Raw genomic sequence first — 21,725 nt, 5'->3', positions numbered from 1 at the left:
GCTTGTAATGAAAAATAATAATCAAACCAATTTAAATTTAGGCCAATGGGCAGAACAACAAGCTTTAAGAGTTTTACAAGCTCAAGGTTTTACCCTTGTGGTCATGAATTATCATTGTCGTTATGGGGAGATTGATCTGATTGTACAAAAGGATCAAGAATTGATATTTGTGGAGGTGAAAGCACGCTCTGCAACTCGATATGCACACTCATGCGAAACGATTTCACTCGCTAAGCAAAAGAAGATTATGAAATCTGCATTATGTTTTTTAAATATTCATCCACAATTCGAACAGTTTTATTGTCGTTTTGATGTGATTTGTTTTGATTTTTTTCAACAATTTGCAAAAACAATACAGCAAGATTTTTCCAAATTCACTTATGATCAACAATGGATTGAAAATGCTTTTACTTTTGATCAAGAGTTCATTAATCTTTGAACAAAACCAGAGCATAAATGCTGAAATAAAATAGAACTGAAATTAACGATTAGGAGTCTTGCTGAGTGTTTAACCGTATTGCAATGACGTTACTGTGTGTAGCAAGTTTATCTGGTTGTGCAAGTTTCATCTCTGGTGGCACTGGATCCGCTCCAGTCGGAACAGAGAGTGGTGCTCGTTCACTTGGACAGGTGTTTATTGATTCTTCTATAGAACGCACCGCCAAAATCAATTTATATAAATTAGATGCAAGATTTAAACAATCTCGTGTCAATATTGAAAGTTTTCATGGCAATGTTTTATTGACTGGCCAAGTGCCAGATGCGCATTTAAAGCAATTGGCTGAAGATAATGTACGCGCCATGACGGATGTCAAAACTGTACATAATTATATTACCGTGGGTAACCAAATTGGTTACGCCACTATTATGCAAGATACCACGGTTACAGCCAACACACGTGGGCTGATCATGAAAGCTGGCGTGGTATCGGATAGCAAGGTCCACATTCACACCGAAGATGGCATTTTATATGTGATGGGACGTTTAAATAGTGCCGAAATCACCGATCTTAATCAGGTACTTGAGCAAGTTGGGAATGTGAATAAAATTATTACCTTAATTGATAATGTTGAGCAATCACGTGCAGTGACTTCCAGCTTTAGCAGTCCTGTAGTAAATGCACAACCGATTGAACAAACGCCTATAGCCATTGATCCAGATCAAGCTGAACCTACGAATGCTCAATAATGTAACTCAAGTGGTCAAAAACAAACTGCAACAAAATGTCGTATTGATGAAAATGTTTTCCAAAGATTTTCGCCTTTACGATTTTGGTAGTTATGCACTGAATCGTTTAACCCCTAAAAAGGGTTATTCGGTCGTTGAAAACGTTGCGTATGGCTTAAAAGCACGGCAACGCCTCGATATTTTTACTGCTGAAACACCTCGTGAACAGCGCCCTTTGATTGTATTTGTGCATGGCGGGGCATGGTTACATGGAGATAAAAAAGATTATCGTTTTGTTGGTGAAGCCTTTGCGAAAGAGGGTTATGACGTTGCGGTGATTAATTACCATCTGGCACCTGAACATGTATTCCCCAGTTATATCGATGACCTGAGCCTGGCATTAAATTATCTGACCCAGCATCAATCCAAACTGAATATTCGGACTGAAAAACTGGTGTTGATGGGTCATTCAGCGGGTGCATTTAATGTCATGTCGGCACTGTATCATCCAAAGCCGTATACCTTGCATTGCCGCGCTCAAATTCAAGCAATTATTGGATTATCTGGGCCTTATCATTTTGATTACAAAGATGATCCATTGTGTGCCGATGCGTTTGATCAGAGCATCCCTTATCAACATGTGATGCCATATTATTTTATTGAATCGAATACGGTGAAGCATTACCTGTTTTTAGCCGCCAATGATCAAGTGGTCAGTCATAACAATTCAAGAGATATGCATCGTATTTTGCAGGAAAAGGGTAATCATAGCCAGCTGATTACCATGCCCGGTACTGGGCATATTTCCATTATGGGGTCAGTTTCGAGTTTATTTAGCCGCTTTTTTCAGACCAAGAAACAAATTTTAGCGGCTTTGGATGAAGCATTAAAACCCTAGCTTACAACCATTCACGGGTATCATCTGCAACAGGATGACCTTCGGTAATGTGTTTAATCATGGCGTAAGCAATACTGCCTTTAAAAGGGATTTCGGGCAGTTGATCCAGTTTAAAAAATTGCGCATCGCTTATTTCTTCTTCTTGAAGCTTGATGTCGCCAGAAGCATATTCAGCCCGAAAAGCCAGCATTAAATTACTCGGAAATGGCCAAGGTTGGCTAGCAAGATATTGCACATTTTTTACTTTTAATCCGACTTCCTCAAAAGTTTCACGACGTACTGCTTCTTCTAAAGTTTCTCCAACTTCGACAAAACCGGCAATGAGTCCATACATATTGGTTTTATTTTTTGCATTTTTAGCCAGCAAGATTTCGTTATCACCACGGGTAATGACCGTGATTACGCAGGGTTGTACCCGCGGATATTGGTGATAACGGCAAGCAGGACAAATCATAGCATATTCAGTGGGATGTGCTTCCGTCTGATGGCCACAGTGACTACAGAATTTATGATTTTTACGCCATTCTAAAAGCTGAATTGCACGACTGGCATGTTCGAATTGCCTTGTATCCCAAAGCGTCAATAACTGACGGATGGGAACCAACTGCAAGCCTTGAGGGATGGGTTCATCTTCGAGAAGATCACGGGCAATCACTTGATCACCCGCGTTCAAGTGAAGATCACGGGCAATCACTTGATCACCCGCGTTCAAGTGAAGATCACTTGCTAACCGTTCTACTTGAGGAAGTTGAAAGTTTTCATCCACTAAGAGTTGATGTTGATGAAAGATATAAGCAAGTGATAATTCAGACATTAGGCTACAGTTTTCAGTTTTTCGCTACTTTGCAATGCTACATCAAACATCGACTGCAATACAGGTTGTTTGTATTTTAAATTGTCAATCATCATATCGGCACTGGCTAAAGTGTCGAGGGTATGATTGATTTGTTCAGCATTAATTACCGTTGAACTTTCAATTCTCTGCTGAATAAAGTCAGCCGCAGTTTTTAATGCAATTTGTCCTGATTCAGCATTTAAGAACAATAACGCTCCGCCAATTTCACGTAATTGGGTCGGTGTATTTTCTATAGTTGCCAAATTGTTGTCTTGTAAATATTGCATTAAGGCTTGGCTAGAAAGATCAATCACCGCTTTAGTTTCATTCAGCAAAGCAGCATGCGCTTCATCTAAACGGTCTAAAGAGATATTCATGTTATGCACACGAAGCTGTAAACGGCTTGAGGTGTGATGGCGTTCCAGTACGCCAATTGAATTCATTGCCGATAGAATACAGTTCATCAATTGCTGTGCAAAACCTTCATCTTGAAGTACTTCAGCACTGCTGAGTAAACTTGCTTGGCGCGATAAATCATTAAAGGCTTCATTCAGATTTAACACTTTGAAAATATTAGCAAGACTGGTTAATTTGTCTTGTAACTCTCGCGCTTTTTCCGGCGTCATATTTTGATAGTTGTATTCGATAGCGTTACGAATTTGTGTCATTTCCGTGGTCACAAGTTCACTAATCGTATGCATGGTATCAAAATCAGGGCCATATAGATGACGGCTGAACACTTGTAATTGCGTATCGGTCAGATGGTCTTCACCCAGATTAAGCTGGTTGCGAATATGCTGCGCAGTCTCATCTTCCTGGCTAATACATAAACTTAAAATATTGGCTAAATCCGGCAAGCTTGGCTTGAAACGATCCGGAGCAATGAAATATTGCGCCATGTTACGTTCAATACTGACCAAAGTACGTAAACGCGGATCATTCAGAAGCAAGTGATCAATCTGGTCAAATGCAACATGCACCAGATTCCAGTATTGCTTGCTTGGCGTATTTTCAGCAAGACCGGCTAAATATGTACCGACCAATTTAATCGCTTGTAGATCAAATTCGGTTTCTACTTGTTTAATCAGCTTGTTTAATGACAATTTATACAAGCGATGCACATATTTAGATTTTTCTAAGCTCGGTGCTTTAGGAAGCTGGAAATCAGGGGTAAAGTTGTCAATTAATGACTCAATATACTGACCTTCATGAGTAATAGGTTTACCCAAGACAATCTCAATGCGATTCAGCGTATCAAGTAAGAATTGCGGAATTTTAACTTCGCGCAAGCAAATGAATTCGATATAGCGCTTCAACATGGTGGTGCCTTCACTTAAGGCGATCACCTCTTGCGTGTTAATTTGCGCAGGATTCCCCATGATTTTGCGCATTAACTCTGCAGAATATTGAGCGATTTTAGCCAGACTTTGCATATCAATCAGCGCCAGTACTTGGGCACATTGCTCAAATTGATTCAGTGCATCATCAATACCAAAAGGTAAAGTTTGATCTTCTGCTAAGCTGCTAACCGCTGATTCGACTAGTTTAATTGAGTTATCAACCTCATTTTTTATTATCAGCAATGCAGTTGGGTCAAAATGAATAGAGGTTTGGTAAGACATGTATCTGCACCTATCCTAGTGTTTTATCTGTTTATGAGCAGCCTGTTAAGGGCGAAACTTCTTTACATTCAACTATAACTTAACTGTTAAACGTTTAAATACAAAAAACCACTAGAAATTAGATTTTATTTTGTAAAAAGACAAGCTGTACCATGTTTTTCTTCAAATTCTTTGACCCATGTCTCATGTGCTTCAAGTTCCTGTTCTGAAGGCAAGATGACAGGGAGTTCTACTTGTACACTTAGGCGCGCAGTCTGTGCCTCTTGTTGCTCACTCGCGGTCAAGGTATCCATATCGAAGGAGACTTGACCACCAGTCATGGCTAAATAGACATCGGATAAGATTTCAGCATCGAGTAAGGCACCATGGAAAGTACGGTCTCGTTGTGGGATTTCGTAACGGCGAACCAAAGCATTAAGGGAGTTTTTCTGCCCGGGATGTTTGCTTTTCGCCATGGCCAAGGTATCGGTAACCTTACACACTTCCGACAAAGCCACAAAGCCCGCACGTTTGAACTCCATATCGAGGAAGTTCATGTCGAAGCTGGCGTTATGCGCAATAATTTCTGCGCCTTTTAAATACTCAAAAAGTACATCAGCAATTTCCGCGTAGACAGGTTTGTCTTGTAAGAAGGCATCTGAAATACCATGAATATTTTCAGAATCACCGACCGGTTTTTTCGGATTGATATAAATGTGAATGGAGCTGCCGGTCAGTTTGCGATTCACCATTTCAATGGCACCGACTTCAATAATCCGGTCAGTGTCCTGAAAATAGAAACCGGTGGTTTCCGTATCCAGAATCAGTTGGCGCGGACCATGAACCTGTTTGGTGCGTGGCGTAATCACAATATGTGGATGTTCTATATTGGATAGGTCGGGCGCAACACTTTCTATAACTTCATTTTGTACTTCAGCTTCGTCATTCATGCCTTCAGACTGAATCAATTCTTGTTCTAGATTTTCTAAAGCTTCCAGATCATCCTGAACATCGGATTCGATGAAATCGAAACCAAAAGGATCATCTAGCAGCCAGTCTTTTTCCAGTTTTTTTTTATCTACAACCGCGGCTTCTGCTAAGGGTTGTTGTATTTCTAATGTGGAGTTTTTCATGGCTTTTAAGGTTTGATCGGCCCCTTGATTAGCAAGTTGATCTGCCATTTCATTGCCCGGATGTCCAGCATGACCTTTAATCCAGTTCCATTCAATGTCACGACCTTGGCAGGTGGCATCAAGCAATTTCCACAAATCAGGATTTTTAACATCCTTCCAGTTTTTCTTTTTCCAGCCATGAATCCACTCGGTAATGCCTTGTTTCACATAGTTGGAATCTGTCCAGATAATCAGTTTGGCATCTGTTGGGCAGAACTTAATTCCTTCAATGGCTGCAGTGAGTTCCATGCGGTTATTGGTCGTTTGCGGTACACCGCCAAACAGTTTATGTTCTTCAGTTTCAGTAATGACATATGCACCCCAACCGCCTAAACCTGGATTGCCGCGGCAAGCGCCATCGACATAGAGTGTGATTGTTTGAGTCATATAAACCAAATCCGAACGAGTGAAAGTCAAATTGAACAGCGTCAATAGTATATTGTATAACGCAATTGCACTTTTGAACCGTATAACATGCTTATTTTTTAATTTCTTGTAACATTTATAGTGAAATCGCGCTAAATTATTGCCTTGTGTCTAAGGCATGCTTCACTACAATGGCATATCTAAAAAATAAATTTTATACGAGTTGTCTGGATTTCTTTATGTATAAACCAACCGCGATTTTGTGGCAGCCTTTATTACCCAACTTTTTTAAAATTACCATATTGGGTTCAGCTTTAGCTGCGCTAGGTCTGACTGGCTGTTCCTCAAGCCAAAGTGCAACGCAAGGATCAAAATCGAAACTGGTGGGTTCTGGCTATCTGGACGCCAATAGTTTGGACTCCTTGGAAGATTTACTTTCTGCCACAGATATGCGTGCGGTAGAGGGAGATCGTTTGCTTATTTTAAAACACGGTGACGTTTGGAAACGCATGACCGTAGGTTTTAAAATGGATCAAACCCATGGGGACTCTCGTATCGAGGCGCAGCGCGGCTGGTTTATTTCGCGTCAACCGTATTTAGACCGTTTGAGTGCACGTGCTTCACGTTATCTTTACCATACGGTGAAAGAGGCAGAGCGTCGTGGCTTGCCGACTGAACTGGCTTTATTGCCCATTATTGAAAGTTCCTATGACCCTGCAGCCACCAGTAGTGCAGCAGCAGCCGGGATGTGGCAATTTATTCCAAGTACTGGTCGTATTTATGGTTTAAAACAAACCAGCCTATATGATGGTCGCCGTGATGTGGTCGAATCGACGCGTGCAGCCTATGAATTTTTAGGTGGTTTATACAACCAGTTCGGTTCGTGGGAACTGGCTTTGGCCGCCTACAATGCAGGTCCGGGGCGTATCCAGCAAGCGATTAACCGTAACAAAGCGGCAGGTTTGCCGACAGATTACTGGTCACTGAAACTGCCACAAGAAACCATGAACTATGTGCCGCGTTTTTTGGCGGTGGCACAAATTATTAAAAATCCGGGTGCATATGGAGTGTCTTTACCTCCAATTGCCAACCGTCCGCATTTTAGAGAAGTGTCCGTTGGACCGGTGAGTTTAAATGAAATTGCTTCGATTACCGGCTTAAGTCGCGCTGAGCTATATCAATTAAATCCAGGACATCGTGGCGATCGTATTGATAGCGAAAGTCCAATGAAAATCATTATCCCTGCGGATTTAAGTCCTTCCATTGATGCTCGAATTAAAAAACTATCACCAAATTCAGGTGGTTTATGGACAAGTACTGCACAACCTTTCACGCCAGAAAAATCGAATCCGCCTCAATTAAATACTCAAGTGATTAATCCGGTAAGAACAGCTCCGCCAGTATTGACCACAACGACGACAAAAAATTCTCAAACAACAGCAGCAGTTAAACCTGCCAATCCGGTAACGACGACCCAAGCCTCCAATTCGCGTACATCTACACCGCAAGGTTCAGCAGCGTTGGCATCGTTTGCATCGAATAGCGATATTCCAAGTGCGCCACGTATTCCAGTTGCGGTAACTCAAGTCGCAAATGTTAAGCCTGTAATAGTTGAGCCGCCTTTATCTTCGGTTGAGCGTGAGCAAATTTTGGCTGCAGTCAGAGCTGAAGGTGAAAATAAAACTGTCGAGCAGGTGCTACAACCGGTCGCCAGCAAAGCTGAACAAGACAAAGTGGTGGCAGAGCTGAAAGCTCTTGCACCGCAAGGCACAGAAATTACCGATCCTTTTGACGGTAAAATTAAACTCACTGCGATTCAAACCAGTCAGTCTGTGGCAGAGCAACAAGGTAAAGAGTTGACTAAAGGTTTTTCTTATCCTAAAGGGGTAGCGGAAAATACCAAAGCTGATTCTGACGAAGCAAGACGTAACCAAGGCAAAAACTACGTTAAGACTGATTCAGAAGTTGTGGTTACAGCGCCGAAAGGAAAACGCAGTACTTATACCGTTCTTCCGGGAGACACTTTAACTGTTATTGCGATGAAAAATGGTTTGAACTGGCGTGATGTGGCAAAGTGGAACCAGATTGATCCTGGCTCAGCGCTATATGTGGGAACCAGTATTTATTTATACGATGCTAAACCGCAAAGCACAGAAACGACTGCGACAACTAAGGCAAAAACACAGCCTGAAACGTATGTCGTCCAAGCCAATGATAGTTTGATTGCAGTGGCTAGCCAATTTGGCCTGTCGCTTAAACAGCTTGCGGATTACAATAATTTATCCGTCAATAGTGGTTTGAGGGTTGGGCAAAAATTGTCGTTAAAGGAAACTGCTGCAAGTAATTCCGATATTGCTGAAACTAAGATCGGTAACGCAAAATCCACTGCCAAAGTGAAAACCAAGTCCTATGTGGTTAAACGTGGTGAATATTTAAAGCTGATTGCAGAGCGTTATGCCTTGTCTAATCAAGAGCTGGCAGATTTAACTTCAGGGTTAACTGCGGGCAGCAGCTTAATGGTGGGGCAAAAAATTAATGTGCCATTAAATGAAGCCGAAACCAAGGCAGAAACGAAGCAGGAAGAAAAAGCTACACCAGTTAAAGTAGAAACGGCTGCTGTACAATCTTCGTATAAGACTGAAAGCTATCGCGTACAACGGGGTGATACTTTATCCAGTATTGCAGCGCAGTCGAAAATTTCTTTAACTGAACTGGCCCAACTTAATAAATTATCCAATAGCAGTGGTTTACAAGTTGGTCAGACCCTTAAAATTCCTGCAGGTTCAAATGTTCCTGAAAGTTATACCGTGCAGTCGGGTGATAGTTTGTCGGCTATTTCAGCGAAATATAATTTAGGCATGGATTATATTGCCAATATTAATGGCATTAACCGTAATACAGGCTTGCGTGTTGGACAGCGCTTAAAACTGAGTGGCGAAGAAGCTGTTCAAGACAAAGTTGAAGCAAAAAATGAAAAAGTGAGCTTTGAAAAACAGCCAGATATGCATACGGTAAAAGCAGGCGAAACACTGAGCAGTATTGCCAAAAAATATCATTTACAGCTGGATTATTTATCTGCATTAAATGGTTTAACCCGAACTTCAACTGTACGTAGTGGGCAACGTTTGAAATTTGAAGGGGAGCTTCCGAAGCTTGAAGAAAAAAATGAATCACCCACTCTAAAAGCCGCCAAATCATCAAAAAATGCTGATGCTTATACTGTAAAACCAGGCGAGTCTTTAAATGCGATTGCCAGTCGGGCAGGAATATCGGTTGCTGAATTAGCAGTGTTAAATGAGCTGAATGCACGAGCAGGTTTACGTGTCGGTCAACAGATCATGGTTCCTAAAACAGTGATTGACTATAAAGTCAAACGCGGTGATACCTTGATTGGTCTAGCCAACCGTTATGGTTTGGAGAGCAGCAAACTGGCTGAAATGAACGCGATTCAACCGAATACTCAATTGCGTATTGGGGATGTCATTAAAGTGCCAAACTTATAATTATACGCAAAGACAGGGAGTCATTTTAGATGTCATTTGCTTTCGCAAAACGTTTTGGTTTTGCCTGTGGGGTGAGTCTTGTGACGCAAGGGCTGTGGGCTGTAGTACAGACCACGCCTTATATCGCAATCCATAGCCAGCCGAAATATGCAGGCTTGTCGGTCATGCCTTATGCAAATGCCAATGCCCCTAAAGGCGGTTATTTAAGTACAGCAAGCAATGGCACATTTGATAACCTGAATAGTATGAATGGCAAAGGCAGTTCAACAGAGGGTGTTGATCGTCTGTTTGACTCGCTGATGTCGAGTTCACTGGATGAGCCTGGGGTGATGTATCCATTGCTGGCGGAGAAAGTCACCTTTGATCCGGATAAAACCCAATATGTCATTTTTCATTTAAACCCCAAAGCACGCTTTAGTGATGGCAGTTCGGTAACGGCCCAAGATGTGAAATTTAGTTTCGATGCGTATCAGACCAAGTCTAATCCGGGTTTGCAAATGTATCTGACTGATTTGGATAAAACCGAAGTATTGTCCAAATATGCGGTAAAGATGAGTTTTAAGTCTGACAATAATGCTGAGATGCCGCTGATTTTATCGCAACTGCCGATTTATTCTAAACAGGATTGGCAGAACAGAGATTTCACCCGGGTCACCATGCAGTCGATTTTGGGTTCAGGACCGTATCTGATTGATCGAATTGATGCTGGTCGCAGTATTACCTACAAACGTAACCCGAATTATTGGGCGAAAGATTTACCGGTCAATAAAGGGCGTTATAACTTTGATCGTTTGAAGTATGTTTATTACCGCAGTCTGGATATTGCTTTTGAGGGTTTTAAGTCGGGTCAATATACCCTGCATGAAGAGTTTACTGCGCGTAAATGGGTCACGGAATATCATTTTCCGGCGGTAAAAACCGGCATGGTGGTGAAATACAAATTCCAGCATAAAAACCCGATTCCAACGCAAAGTTTTGTGTTTAATACCCGCCGCACACCTTTTCAAGACATCAAATTTCGTCAGGCGATCACCTATGCCTATGATTTTGAGTGGCAAAACAAGGCGCTGTTCTATGGTCAATATCAGCGTTTACAGAGTTATTTTGCCAATAGTGAGCTTGAAGCCAAAGGTGTTCCAAGTCCTGCAGAACTGGCAGTTTTAAAACCATATTTAGCCAAACTCAATCCGATTCAACGCCAGGGCGTGCTAAAGGATTGGAAATATCCCGTCTCCGATGCCAGTGGTTTTAATCGTAGTAATCTGCTAATTGCACGCCAACTTTTATTAAAAGCAGGTTATGGCTTTAAGAACGGTCGTTTGCTCGATAGCAAAGGTAAGCCGATTCGGATTGAGTTTTTAATTCATCAAGATGGTTTACAACGTACGCTCATGCCGTTTGTCCGCAATATGAAACGTTTGGGTGTCGATGTTGCCATTCGTCATGTCGACGTGCCGCAGTACATTGAACGTATGCGTAGCAAGGACTTTGACATGACCACCAGTGTGATGCCGCAGTCTTTAAACCCAGGGAATGAACAGGCACAGTTCTGGGGCAGTGCATCGGCAGATCAGCCGGGAAATTATAATTATGCCGGCATCAAAAATCCGGTGATTGATGCGGTGATCCAGCAGATCATCCGTGCGCCTGATCGTAAGGAACTGGTCATTAGAACCCAGGTGCTGGATCGTTTATTACGTGCCGGATATTATCAAATTCCGACCTATGGTAAAGGTGAAAACTGGTTTGCCTACTGGAACATGTATCATCAGCCTAAGGTAAAACCCAAGCTTTCAACAGGAATTGACTATTGGTGGAGTGATGCAACAGAAGCCAAAAAAGTCACCCAGTATTTAGGTCAACAATAAGCAAATAGCACAGGCACAAGGAACGTCGTTTCGATGGGCATATACATACTAAAAAGACTGCTGCTGATTATTCCGACACTGTTTTTCATTTTATTGATTAACTTTGTGGTGATTCAAATTGCACCCGGGGGGCCAGTCGAGCAAGCTATTCAACAGGCAGAAGCTTTTCAAGGCTTGGGCGCAACGGGGGGTGAAACCGCATCAGCCAAAAGCAATTATCAGGGTGCAAAAGGTTTGAGCGAAGAAATGGTCGAGAAGATTAAAGCGCAATATGGTTTTGATCAGCCTGCACCTGAACGCTTCTGGATGATGCTGAAAAGTTATGTGACTTTCGATTTTGGCACCAGTTTTTTTAAAGACAAGCCTGTGACCCAACTGCTCTGGGAAAAAATGCCGGTCTCCTTGTCATTAGGGCTATGGAGCACTTTGCTGATTTATCTGGTCTCTATTCCTTTAGGCATTAAAAAAGCGCGTCAGCATGGCATGTTTTTTGATAAATCCACCTCCATGCTATTGGCGATCGGTTATGCGGTACCGTCTTTTGTCTTTGCAGTTTTGCTGATTGTATTTTTTGCGGGCGGTTCCTATTTTCAGTGGTTTCCACTACAGGGACTGGTTTCAGAAAATTTTAGTGAATTGAGCGTATTGGGGAAAATTAAAGATTATTTCTGGCATATGACTTTGCCTTTGCTGGCGATGGTGATTGGTGGTTTTGCCAGCCTAACCTATTTAACCAAATATTCGTTTATGGAAGAGTTGAACAAACAGTATGTTCTGGCGGCACGTTCTAAAGGCTTAAATGAATCGCGGGTGCTATACGATCATGTTTTCCGTAATGCGATGCTGATTGTGATCGCCGGTTTACCGGAAGCCCTGATTGGAATTTTCTTTGTCGGCAACCTGTTTATTGAAATTATTTTTAATCTGGATGGCTTGGGATTGTTGGGTTTTGAAGCCATTCAACAGCGTGATTATCCGGTGATTTTTGGCACCTTATTCCTGTTTACCTTAATGGGTTTGATTCTGCGTTTAATCAGCGATGTACTGTATCAGGTGATTGATCCGCGTATTAATTTTGATTCGCGAGGTGCTGAATAATGTCACCTTTGATGCATGCACGCTTAAAACGTTTTCAGGAAAATAAACTTGGTTTTGCCTGTTTAATTGTTTTCACTGTCATTTTTGTGTTGTCGCTGGCTGCTGAATTAATTGCCAACGATAAACCGTTGTTAGTGCAATACGATCATTCACTGTATATACCGGTTTTAAAATCCTATCCGGAAACGGCTTTTGGCGGTGTCTTCGAAACTGAAGCTGACTATAAAGACCCGGTGGTACAGCAACTCATCAACGATAAAGGCTGGGCAGTCTGGCCGCTGATCAAATATTCCTATCAAACGCCTAATCTGGAACTGGCAGTTCCGGTACCTTCTGCACCGACTTCACAAAACTGGTTAGGCACTGATGACCAGGGACGGGATGTACTGGCGCGTATTCTTTATGGTTTGCGCGTATCGCTATTGTTTGGTTTTGCTTTAACCATTGCTTCAGCACTTCTTGGAATCGCTGTCGGGGCCATTCAGGGCTACTACGGTGGATGGGTGGATCTGCTGGGTCAGCGCATTCTGGAAGTATGGGGTGGTCTGCCCATGTTATTCATGGTGATGATTCTGGTCAGCATGTTTACCCCGAACGTCTACTGGCTGTTTCTGATTATGTTGCTGTTCGGCTGGACGACTTTGGTGGGTCTGGTTCGTGCTGAGTTTTTAAAGGCACGCAATCTGGATTATGTCCGTGCCGCACGCAGTCTGGGTGTGGAAGACCGAACCATTATGCTGCGTCATATCTTGCCCAATGCCATGAGTTCCAGTCTGTCGCAGTTACCTTTTATGTTGACGGCCAATATTACTGCTCTCACAGCCTTGGATTTTTTAGGTTACGGTTTGCCACCCGATGCTGCTTCACTGGGTGAATTATTATTACAAGGCAAATCCAATTTGAATGCACCGTGGCTCGCGCTTTCGGGCTTCTTCACTTTGGCAATTGTCCTATCTTTATTGATTTATATCGGGGAGGCGACACGTGATGCATTCGATCCAAGACGCCAATAATCTACAAGCGCTATTAAGCGTAGAGCATCTCAATATTCAGCATCAACAGCATGTTTTGGTGGATGACCTGAATTTTCAGCTGCATGCAGGTGAAACCATTGCCATTGTCGGTGAAAGTGGTTCAGGCAAATCGATTAGTAGTCTGGCTTTACTTGGCTTATTACCCAGCACTTTAAAAATAAAAGGTCAGGCTAGGTTGGGAAAACAGGATTTGCTGACCCTTAAAACTGAACAGCTCAGACAGGTTCGTGGCCATAAAATTGCCATGATTTTTCAGGAGCCGATGACGGCTTTAAATCCGTTACATCGGGTGGAAAAAATCATTGGCGAAACTTTATTGCTGCAAGGCTGGTCAAAGCAAAAGACTCAGGCGCGCATTATTGAATTGCTGAATGATGTCGGGATTAACGAGCCTGAAGATAAATTGCGCCGTTATCCGCATGAACTGTCTGGTGGACAGCGGCAACGGGTAATGATCGCTATGGCTTTGGCTTTAGATCCGGAAGTTTTGATTGCAGATGAGCCAACCACTGCTTTGGATGTCACTTTACAGGCGCAAATTTTACATCTGCTTAAATCATTACAGCAAAGCCGAAATATGGCGATGATTCTGATCAGCCATGATTTAAATCTGGTGCATCGTTATGCCGATCAGGTGATTGTGATGAATAAAGGTCTGGTTGAAGAACAGGGCAGCGTTGCGGAAATCTTCAATCATCCGAAACAAGCCTATACCCGGGATTTACTGAATCATGATTTTGGCGAAGCCATTCAAGTTGCAGATGGTCAAAATTTGTTGGCTTTACGCAATGTTGCGGTAAAGTTTCCCATTAAGCAGGGGTTTTTGAATCGGGTCAAAGACTACTTTGTGGCAGTAGAGCCTTTAGATTTGGCGTTGGCGCAAGGGGAATCAATTGGCATTGTCGGTGAAAGTGGTTCAGGTAAAAGTTCACTGGCTTTGGCCATTACCCGTTTAATTAAAAGTGACGGTGAAATTGTGCTGCTTGGCACAGATTTAAACCAGTGTAATGAAAAGCAGTTACGACCCTTACGTGCCGAATTCCAGATTGTATTTCAGGATCCGTTTAGCAGTTTAAATCCACGGCTGAATGTCGAGCAAACCATTGGCGAAGGTTTAGCTTTAAAAAAACTGTCAGCGATTGAGATATCGAAGCGGATTGATGAAGCTTTGGAAAAAGTGGAATTGTCCATTAGTTTTAGAACGCGTTATCCGCATGAGTTGTCAGGCGGGCAGCGTCAGCGTGTGGCATTGGCACGTGCACTGGTTCTCCGTCCTAAACTGCTTATTCTGGATGAACCTACATCGGCACTGGATCGAACTACACAGCGTGCCATAGTGAAATTGCTCAGACGTTTACAGCAAGCGCACCAAATCAGTTATTTATTTATCAGTCATGATTTACAGGTGGTCAAAGCCCTGTGTCAAAAAGTTTTGGTGCTGCGCAATGCTCAAGTGATGGAATTTCAAAGCACGGAACAATTGTTTTTAAATCCACAAACTGAATATACCCGGCAACTGATTCAAGCTAGTCAGTATGTTTAAAATTACTGACACGTCATATTGTCAGAATAGCCATTGACGGATTGCAGAATAAGGTTAGGGTATTAACTCTAAATAAAATACAAATAAATCAGGATTGAAATATGAGCCATCTTGCTGAAGCGATCACCATTGGAAAGATCACCTTTAAAAATAGAATTATCAAAGCTGCGATGAGTGAAGCCTTGGCAAATGATGCAGGTCAGCCGGGTCAGTTGCATTTGGGTTTGTATGAAGCCTGGGCAAAAGGTGGTCTGGGTTGTGCAGTTACCGGTAATGTGATGGTGGACTTCCGCGCCAAAAACGAACCGGGTGTGGTTGTAATAGAATCGGAACGCGATTTGGCGGAGCTGCAGCAGTGGGCGCAGGTGGGTAAACAACACGGCATGGTGCAACTGATTCAATTGTCCCATCCAGGCCGTCAGTGTCCCAAAGGCTTAAACAAGGAAACTGTTGCGCCATCGGCTGTACCTTTTAGCCCGATGCTTGCGACCACGTTTGGTACTCCGCGTGAATTACGTGAAGATGAAATTATCGACATTATTCAGCGTTTTGCCGCCTCTGCTCAAATTTGTGAAAAAGCCGGTTTTGAAGGCGTGCAGCTGCATGGCGCACATGGTTATCTAATCAGTCAGTTCTTGTCACCCTTGACCAATAAACGTCAGGATCAATGGGGTGGCTCGATAGAAAATCGCATGCGTTTCTTGCTGGAAATTTATAAAGCAGTACGTGCAGTCACTTCGGATCAATTCATCATTTCAGTGAAATTAAATTCGGCAGATTTCCAGCGTGGCGGAATTACCGAAGATGAAGTCATTACAGTTTTTAAGGCGATTGATACAGCAGGAATCGATCTGATCGAGATTTCTGGCGGAACTTATGAAGCACCGGCAATGGCTGGTGCTAAAGCAGATAAACGTAAAGTCAGTACCATTGCCCGTGAAGCCTATTTCCTCGATTTTGCCGAGAACATTCGTCAGCAAGTCAAATGTCATTTAATGGTGACAGGTGGCTTCCGTACGGTAGCAGGGATGAATGCTGCACTGGACAGTGGTGCATGTGAATTTATTGGAATTGCCCGTCCATTGGCGGTGGAACCAGATTTAACCGATCGTCTGATTGCTGGGCAGGATGTTCGTTATGCGGTGGATAAAATTAGAACCGGTATTCCGATGGTCGACAAAATGGCGATTATGGAAATTATCTGGTATGCCGCACAGTTTAAAGAGATCGCACGTGGCAAACGTCCGAATCCAAAACTCTCGCCACTGAAAGTTTTCTTTAAATATGCCAAAGGCAATATCACTGCAATTATAAAAGGGCAGATTAATTCACGACGTAGTGCTTAAACGGATTACCTTGTAAAATATGAAAATTAAAACATAAAAGCAGACTGATGTGTTTTCGCTGCTGAAAGTGGAAAGATGAGTCTGCTTTTATGTGATGTCTAAAAAGAACCTGATTTTTTTCTGGAATTTAGAAAACATATAAGAAAAAATGGTTAGATTTTTTCGATATTGAAAGTACACAACAGAAAGCAATTTTGGATTTAACAATATTTAAAAACAAAAAAGCCTGAGTCATGATGCTCAGGCTTTTTTGTGAGATTTTTCAATCTCGAATATGGCGACCCTACGGGGATTCGAACCCCGGTTACCGCCGTGAAAGGGCGATGTCCTAGGCCTCTAGACGATAGGGTCATCTATATAAATTGGCGTCCCCACGGGGATTCGAACCCCGGTTACCGCCGTGAAAGGGCGATGTCCTAGGCCTCTAGACGATGGGGACGTTTCAGAGGTGGGCGTATAATAGGGTGGATATTAAAAGCTGTCAAACCTTTTTCAGCGATAATCTTTAAAAACTCAATCAACTGAATAAAAATAAAACAAATATGTGAAATATACTTTGAAATACCCTATTTTTTACACTTTAAGGTATCCATGATGCTTTTGATGACAGCAGGGTGTTCTAAATAGCCCATAATACTGTGTGGATTATTAATCAGGGTTACAATTGCCTGATTAATAATCGGCGGTTCAAAATTAAACGGTGCTTCAGAGAGTGGAAATGCAGTTAAAAAATCATTAAGTGAATAAAAATTGAACCAGTCTCCGTGAAGTTGTGGGGGTCTACAAATAGGTAAAGGAAGTTTGGCTTGAATGACTTTAAACGCCAGAGGGGAACCGAGTGTAATAAAGCGTTGAATTCTAAAATTTGTAAATTGATGCAGCAGGTTGTAGGTAATCACCGATCCTAATGAATGCGCCACAATAAGATGGTCTTCATCGGGGATGATATGACACATGATTCTTCGGTGCACCTCCTGCATGAAGTCGGGATTGGATAAGTACAAATAGGTTTCAATTAAAAATTTATGAATCACGGTTTCGTGCAATTTTGGATAATGATTAAGGAACATGGATAATTCCCTGAACGCATGATCTTTGGTCAGTGCAGAAATGACGGATAAACGCTGGGTAAGCGTTTCAGAGTGATTTGGATTGAAGGTGGGTAAGGAAGTGATGCAAGGTTTATTTTCTTGATCAATACAGGTGTTGTGACCTACTAAGTGAAAGGGAAGATGCAGATGTGCAATTGATTTTGGTAAAAATGTTTGTAAATCCAAGCTGTTGTATAAATGATGCTTGCTGAGTAAATCACCATAAAAGGGCAAGCTAATATCCAGGGAATTTAGGTCAATATCAAGGTGTAAATTACTTAAACCTGACTGAAAGGCAGTTAACCAATGTTGTTTTAATGAATTTGCATCATAAGCTTGTTGATTCATACCGTGAATAAAAATGATTTTCATACCGGATCAGATTTTTTATAGAGGGCATTGTCAGCTTAAAAAAAAGAGTGGTATTTGACCACTCTTTTTATGTGCTAGTTTTGCTTTCGATAGAAAACATAGTAACTGAGATAACAAGCTGCAATAAAGATTAAACAGCCCATAAAGCCCGGTAGCATTTCAGGGTCGAATGCCATACTTATTGCCGTGATAAAACAGAACACAAAACCTAAAATGGGTACAAGAGGAAACAAGGGTGCAGCAAAGCCTAAGTCTTTTGCGCTATGACCCTGTTTATACCATTGACGACGGAAATTGAACTGGCTTAAACAGATGCTCATCCATACAATCACCATGGTGAATGCTGCAACACCCAGTAAGTTCTTAAAGATAGTCTCTGGGGCAAATTGTTCAGACAATAGACCCGGTAAGGCACCCAACATGGTGACCATCACGGCTACAAATGGAATACCGCGATGATTTACTTGAGAGAAAACCGCAGGTAATTGTTTTTTATCAGACAACGACCACATCATACGTGATGCAGCAAATAAACCTGAATTTGCCGCAGACAATAATGCCGTGATAATCACAAAACGAATAATGTCTTCAGCGTATGGAATGCCGATATGGGTAAACACAGTAACAAATGGACTGCTACTGACGCCTTCAGCATTTAGGCCGGCCATTTGATGCGGTAAAAGCGCACTGATTACCACGATGGTACCGACAAAGAAAATCAATAAACGCCAAATCGCTGCATTGATCGCTTTAGGTACATTTTTTGCGGGATCTTTGGTTTCACCGGCTGCAACACCAATTAATTCAGTGCCCGAAAAGGCAAAATTGACAATCAGCATGGTTGCGAAAATGGGAAACAATCCTTTTGGGAACCAACCTTGAGCGGTTAAGTTACTAAACAGGGGAGCAGATTCATAACCATTAAAGTTTAAAATACCGAAAATAGCCAATAGCCCCAGTAAAATAAAGGCAATAACAGTCAGCACTTTAACTAAAGATAACCAAAATTCAGATTCGGCAAACCAACGGGTTGAACTCATATTTAAGCCGAAAACCACTGCAGCAAAAATAATGGTCCATAACCAGACCGATACGTGAGGGAACCATTCCTGCATCAATAATGCAGCAGCGGTAAATTCTGTACCGAGGGTCGCCGCCCAAGTTAACCAGTAAAGCCAAGTGACGGTATACCCGGTACCTGGACCAATATAATTTCGTGCATATGTACCAAAAGAACCCGATTCGGGCATATGTACCGCAAGCTCGCCTAAGCAAAGCATAACAGCATAGGCAATTAAACCGCCCAATACATAGGAGATGATGGCACCTACAGGCCCCGTTTGTGCAATGACTTCACCCGAACCTAAAAACAAACCTGTCCCGATTGCACCACCAAGCGAAATCATGACCAGATGTCGAGTACTCATAGCGCGTTTTAAAGGCGCAGAATTGCCCTGATGCGAAGCATCATTCGGAGTATGAGATGACTGCATAAGAGAAAAACAAAAAAGACAAATGAAGCGAGCTATTGTAGTGAAAAACTACAAATCTGCAATGTAATAATGAGAAGTATTGAAGCTTGAATGATCGTATAGCACGATATATGGCGACCCTACGGGGATTCGAACCCCGGTTACCGCCGTGAAAGGGCGATGTCCTAGGCCTCTAGACGATAGGGTCGTTAGGAGGTGATGCGTATATTATGGATTTTTAAAGGGACTGTCAAACCTGTAATTGCATTATTTTTAAAATATTGAATTGATTGCATAAAAAATGACAAATCTAGATAAAAAAAGCGCAGTTTTTAACTGCGCTACATTCATATTACGATTAAGGACTAATTTTTATTGTGATACAGCCAGTAATAGCTGGCATAACAGCCTGCCATAAACAGTAGACAGCCAATAAAACCAGAGATCATTTCAGGATCGGCGGCCATACTCAAACCTGTTGCCGTACAGCAAACAAAACCCAGAATCGGTAGCAGTGGGAACCACGGCGTACGGAATTTAAGTTCTCCTACATTATGACCTTGTTTGAGCCATTGACGGCGGAAATTAAACTGGCTCCAGCAAATGCTCATCCAGACAATGACCATGGTAAATGCAGCCACACCCAGCAAGTTTTTAAAGATCACATCTGCGCCAAACTGTTCTGAAAGCAAGCCGGGTAAGCCCCCAATCATGGTGACTAGTACCGCCACTACAGGAATACCGGATTTACTGACTTTGGCAAACACGCGAGGCAGCTGATTTTGTGCAGCCAAGGCCCACATCATGCGGGAAGCGGCATACAGTCCAGAATTTGCAGTGGAGAGCAATGCGGTAATAATGACAAAACGCATAATATCAACCGCGTAAGGAATACCCATCAGGTTAAATACAGATACAAATGGACTGCTACTTAAACCGTGACCTGCATTGAGTCCTGCATCCTGATAAGGAAGCAGAGAGCTAATGACAATAATGGTGCCGACAAAGAAAATGATTAAGCGCCAGACCGCCGCATTAATGGCTTTGGGTATATTTTTCTCAGGATTTTCGGTTTCGCCAGCTGCAATCCCGATCATTTCCGTACCATTAAATGCAAAATTGACAATCAGCATAGTGGCAAAAATAGGGAAGATGCCATTGGGTAACCAGCCATGTTCGGTTAAATTTGCAAACAGTGGAGCAGATTCATAACCCTGAAAAGGAATGAAACCCAAAATAGCACCGAAACCTAGAACAATGAAAACGAGAACGGTAGCGACTTTAATCATGGAAAGCCAAAATTCAGATTCGGCAAACGTTCGGGTTGAACTCAAGTTGGACAGCAGTACGCCACTGGCAAAAATCAGCGTCCAGATCCAGATAGAGGTACTGGGGAACCATTCCTGCATCAGTAACGCAGCGGCAGTAAATTCCGTACCTAGCGTTGCTGACCAACCGAGCCAGTACATCCAGGACACCATGTAGCCTGTACCTGGTCCAATATAATTGGATGCAAATGCACCGAATGAACCGGACACGGGTAAATGTACTGCAAGCTCACCTAAGCAAAGCATCACCATGTATGCAATTAAACCGCCAATAATATAGGCAATGACTGCACCCAGTGGACCTGCTTGTGCAATGACTTGACCAGAACCCAGAAATAAACCGGTACCGATTGCACCACCGAGGGAGAGCATAATGAGATGACGTTTGGTCATGGCTCTTTTTAACGAACTGCTTTGACCCTCAGCGTCTGAATGCTGCGAAGGTTGAATAGGAGATTGCATAATCTAGAAAAAGAGTTGAAAGAACTATTTTAATTGTTGATTGTGTGAATATTCATGTAAATCGTTTTTTCCTGACTCATTAATAAATTTAATAAGAAAATCAGATGATTTAAAAGAATGACTTTCACCATTTTTAGTGGTCTGGTGTCTGATATTTTTGTGATTGTTGTGTCGGTACTTGCGGGGGCTGCTGTAGAGGATTCTTTGGCATACTCTGTATCTTTGTGGACAAGATATAAATAGACGCCCGAAGGCAGCAGAAGCACGAAAACAATAATTTTTTTAATATCATGGCAGAGGTATGGGTGGGGAGAAGGGAACGTGAGCATGTAAACGGGCATAAAAAAAGAGTATCGCAAGGCCTAGCAGTTAAACTTTAAAATATTTTAATAGAAGTTAAAATAATCAATAAAATAGAAAAATTAAGAATATGGCACAGCTAAACAATAGAAATTTGTTTTGGAGATTAAATTAAACAGAAGATATAAATAGATGGCGTCCCTACGGGGATTCGAACCCCGGTTACCGCCGTGAAAGGGCGATGTCCTAGGCCTCTAGACGATAGGGAC

At 42.3% G+C, this 21,725-nt stretch carries 15 protein-coding genes and 4 tRNA genes; 9 read left to right on the top strand and 10 right to left on the bottom strand.

Going from position 1 to position 21,725, the window contains the following annotated elements; genetic code table 11:
- Positions 1–7: 7 nt before the first annotated feature.
- From E0H80_RS01295 to E0H80_RS01285, 3 genes are all read left to right on the top strand, one after another.
- On the top strand, positions 8–439 hold the full coding sequence (locus E0H80_RS01295; RefSeq protein WP_131362455.1) for a YraN family protein: 432 nt from the start codon (positions 8–10) through the stop codon (positions 437–439).
- Between the two features lie 65 nt (positions 440–504).
- The gene (locus E0H80_RS01290; RefSeq protein ID WP_131362453.1) at positions 505–1,188 is read left to right on the top strand and encodes a BON domain-containing protein; all 684 of its coding nucleotides are present in this window, start codon (positions 505–507) and stop codon (positions 1,186–1,188) included.
- Positions 1,178–2,065 carry an alpha/beta hydrolase gene (locus E0H80_RS01285; protein WP_131362451.1) on the top strand — a complete coding sequence of 296 codons (888 nt, stop codon included), beginning with the start codon at positions 1,178–1,180 and terminating at the stop codon, positions 2,063–2,065. Before E0H80_RS01290 ends, E0H80_RS01285 begins: the two co-directional genes overlap by 11 nt.
- A gap of 1 nt (position 2,066) precedes the next feature.
- On the opposite strand, the gene nudC is transcribed toward E0H80_RS01285, so the two are convergent.
- The 3 genes from nudC to dnaQ form a co-directional block, all read right to left on the bottom strand.
- Entirely contained in the window at positions 2,067–2,879 is an 813-nt protein-coding gene (gene nudC / locus E0H80_RS01280) for an NAD(+) diphosphatase (protein WP_131362449.1), read from the bottom strand.
- Positions 2,879–4,522, bottom strand: a complete 1,644-nt coding sequence (locus E0H80_RS01275) for a chemotaxis protein (protein ID WP_131362447.1) — start codon at positions 4,520–4,522, stop codon at positions 2,879–2,881. Before E0H80_RS01275 ends, nudC begins: the two co-directional genes overlap by 1 nt.
- Before the next feature lie 125 nt (positions 4,523–4,647).
- Positions 4,648–6,060, bottom strand: a complete 1,413-nt coding sequence (gene dnaQ, locus E0H80_RS01270) for a DNA polymerase III subunit epsilon (protein WP_131362445.1) — start codon at positions 6,058–6,060, stop codon at positions 4,648–4,650.
- A 218-nt stretch (positions 6,061–6,278) separates the two neighbouring features.
- On the opposite strand from dnaQ, the gene E0H80_RS01265 reads away from it, so the two are divergent.
- The 6 genes from E0H80_RS01265 to E0H80_RS01240 all read left to right on the top strand — a co-directional run bounded on the left by E0H80_RS01265 (position 6,279) and on the right by E0H80_RS01240 (position 16,431).
- A complete protein-coding gene (locus E0H80_RS01265) occupies positions 6,279–9,542 on the top strand; it encodes a lytic transglycosylase (protein ID WP_131362443.1) in 3,264 nt (1,087 codons plus the stop codon).
- A gap of 29 nt (positions 9,543–9,571) precedes the next feature.
- Complete coding sequence (locus E0H80_RS01260) at positions 9,572–11,410, top strand: extracellular solute-binding protein (protein WP_131362441.1); 1,839 nt, start codon at positions 9,572–9,574, stop codon at positions 11,408–11,410.
- Positions 11,411–11,443: 33 nt separating this feature from the next.
- Positions 11,444–12,508: a microcin C ABC transporter permease YejB gene (locus E0H80_RS01255; RefSeq protein WP_131362439.1), complete on the top strand. Its 1,065-nt coding sequence runs from the start codon at positions 11,444–11,446 to the stop codon at positions 12,506–12,508.
- Complete coding sequence (locus E0H80_RS01250) at positions 12,508–13,521, top strand: ABC transporter permease (RefSeq protein WP_131362437.1); 1,014 nt, start codon at positions 12,508–12,510, stop codon at positions 13,519–13,521. The genes E0H80_RS01255 and E0H80_RS01250 overlap by 1 nt, the downstream gene beginning before the upstream one ends.
- The gene (locus E0H80_RS01245; protein WP_131362976.1) at positions 13,496–15,085 is read left to right on the top strand and encodes an ABC transporter ATP-binding protein; all 1,590 of its coding nucleotides are present in this window, start codon (positions 13,496–13,498) and stop codon (positions 15,083–15,085) included. Before E0H80_RS01250 ends, E0H80_RS01245 begins: the two co-directional genes overlap by 26 nt.
- A 101-nt stretch (positions 15,086–15,186) precedes the next feature.
- Positions 15,187–16,431, top strand: a complete 1,245-nt coding sequence (locus E0H80_RS01240; protein ID WP_131362435.1) for an NADH:flavin oxidoreductase/NADH oxidase family protein — start codon at positions 15,187–15,189, stop codon at positions 16,429–16,431.
- Between the two features lie 275 nt (positions 16,432–16,706).
- On the opposite strand, the gene E0H80_RS01235 is transcribed toward E0H80_RS01240, so the two are convergent.
- From E0H80_RS01235 to E0H80_RS01205, 7 genes are all read right to left on the bottom strand, one after another.
- A tRNA-Glu gene (locus E0H80_RS01235) sits at positions 16,707–16,782 on the bottom strand.
- Positions 16,783–16,794: 12 nt separating this feature from the next.
- Positions 16,795–16,870 (bottom strand) — tRNA-Glu (locus tag E0H80_RS01230).
- A gap of 127 nt (positions 16,871–16,997) precedes the next feature.
- Positions 16,998–17,894 (bottom strand): hypothetical protein, encoded by an 897-nt coding sequence (locus E0H80_RS01225; protein ID WP_131362433.1) that lies wholly within the window; start codon positions 17,892–17,894, stop codon positions 16,998–17,000.
- 74 nt (positions 17,895–17,968) lie between these two features.
- Entirely contained in the window at positions 17,969–19,387 is a 1,419-nt protein-coding gene (locus tag E0H80_RS01220; protein ID WP_131362431.1) for an amino acid permease, read from the bottom strand.
- A gap of 111 nt (positions 19,388–19,498) precedes the next feature.
- Positions 19,499–19,574: transfer RNA gene (locus tag E0H80_RS01215), tRNA-Glu, on the bottom strand.
- 157 nt (positions 19,575–19,731) lie between these two features.
- The gene (locus tag E0H80_RS01210; RefSeq protein WP_131362429.1) at positions 19,732–21,156 is read right to left on the bottom strand and encodes an amino acid permease; all 1,425 of its coding nucleotides are present in this window, start codon (positions 21,154–21,156) and stop codon (positions 19,732–19,734) included.
- Positions 21,157–21,649: 493 nt separating this feature from the next.
- Positions 21,650–21,725, bottom strand: a tRNA-Glu gene (locus E0H80_RS01205).

The organism is Acinetobacter sp. ANC 4779, assembly GCF_004331055.1.
Taxonomy (GTDB): domain Bacteria; phylum Pseudomonadota; class Gammaproteobacteria; order Pseudomonadales; family Moraxellaceae; genus Acinetobacter.
The sequence above is the reverse complement of the archived record's forward strand: the minus strand, read 5'-3'. Positions and strand labels throughout refer to the sequence as shown.

Excerpts from the sequence above, each read along its gene's own strand:
- E0H80_RS01295 (WP_131362455.1), top strand. The coding sequence starts at position 8 with ATGAAAAATAATAATCAAACCAATTTAAATTTAGGCCAATGGGCAGAA.
- E0H80_RS01285 (WP_131362451.1), top strand. The coding sequence starts at position 1,178 with ATGCTCAATAATGTAACTCAAGTGGTCAAAAACAAACTGCAACAAAAT.
- nudC (WP_131362449.1), bottom strand. The coding sequence starts at position 2,879 with ATGTCTGAATTATCACTTGCTTATATCTTTCATCAACATCAACTCTTA.
- E0H80_RS01275 (WP_131362447.1), bottom strand. The coding sequence starts at position 4,522 with ATGTCTTACCAAACCTCTATTCATTTTGACCCAACTGCATTGCTGATA.
- dnaQ (WP_131362445.1), bottom strand. The coding sequence starts at position 6,060 with ATGACTCAAACAATCACACTCTATGTCGATGGCGCTTGCCGCGGCAAT.
- E0H80_RS01265 (WP_131362443.1), top strand. The coding sequence starts at position 6,279 with ATGTATAAACCAACCGCGATTTTGTGGCAGCCTTTATTACCCAACTTT.
- E0H80_RS01260 (WP_131362441.1), top strand. The coding sequence starts at position 9,572 with ATGTCATTTGCTTTCGCAAAACGTTTTGGTTTTGCCTGTGGGGTGAGT.
- E0H80_RS01255 (WP_131362439.1), top strand. The coding sequence starts at position 11,444 with ATGGGCATATACATACTAAAAAGACTGCTGCTGATTATTCCGACACTG.
- E0H80_RS01250 (WP_131362437.1), top strand. The coding sequence starts at position 12,508 with ATGTCACCTTTGATGCATGCACGCTTAAAACGTTTTCAGGAAAATAAA.
- E0H80_RS01245 (WP_131362976.1), top strand. The coding sequence starts at position 13,496 with ATGCATTCGATCCAAGACGCCAATAATCTACAAGCGCTATTAAGCGTA.
- E0H80_RS01240 (WP_131362435.1), top strand. The coding sequence starts at position 15,187 with ATGAGCCATCTTGCTGAAGCGATCACCATTGGAAAGATCACCTTTAAA.
- E0H80_RS01225 (WP_131362433.1), bottom strand. The coding sequence starts at position 17,894 with ATGAAAATCATTTTTATTCACGGTATGAATCAACAAGCTTATGATGCA.
- E0H80_RS01220 (WP_131362431.1), bottom strand. The coding sequence starts at position 19,387 with ATGCAGTCATCTCATACTCCGAATGATGCTTCGCATCAGGGCAATTCT.
- E0H80_RS01210 (WP_131362429.1), bottom strand. The coding sequence starts at position 21,156 with ATGCAATCTCCTATTCAACCTTCGCAGCATTCAGACGCTGAGGGTCAA.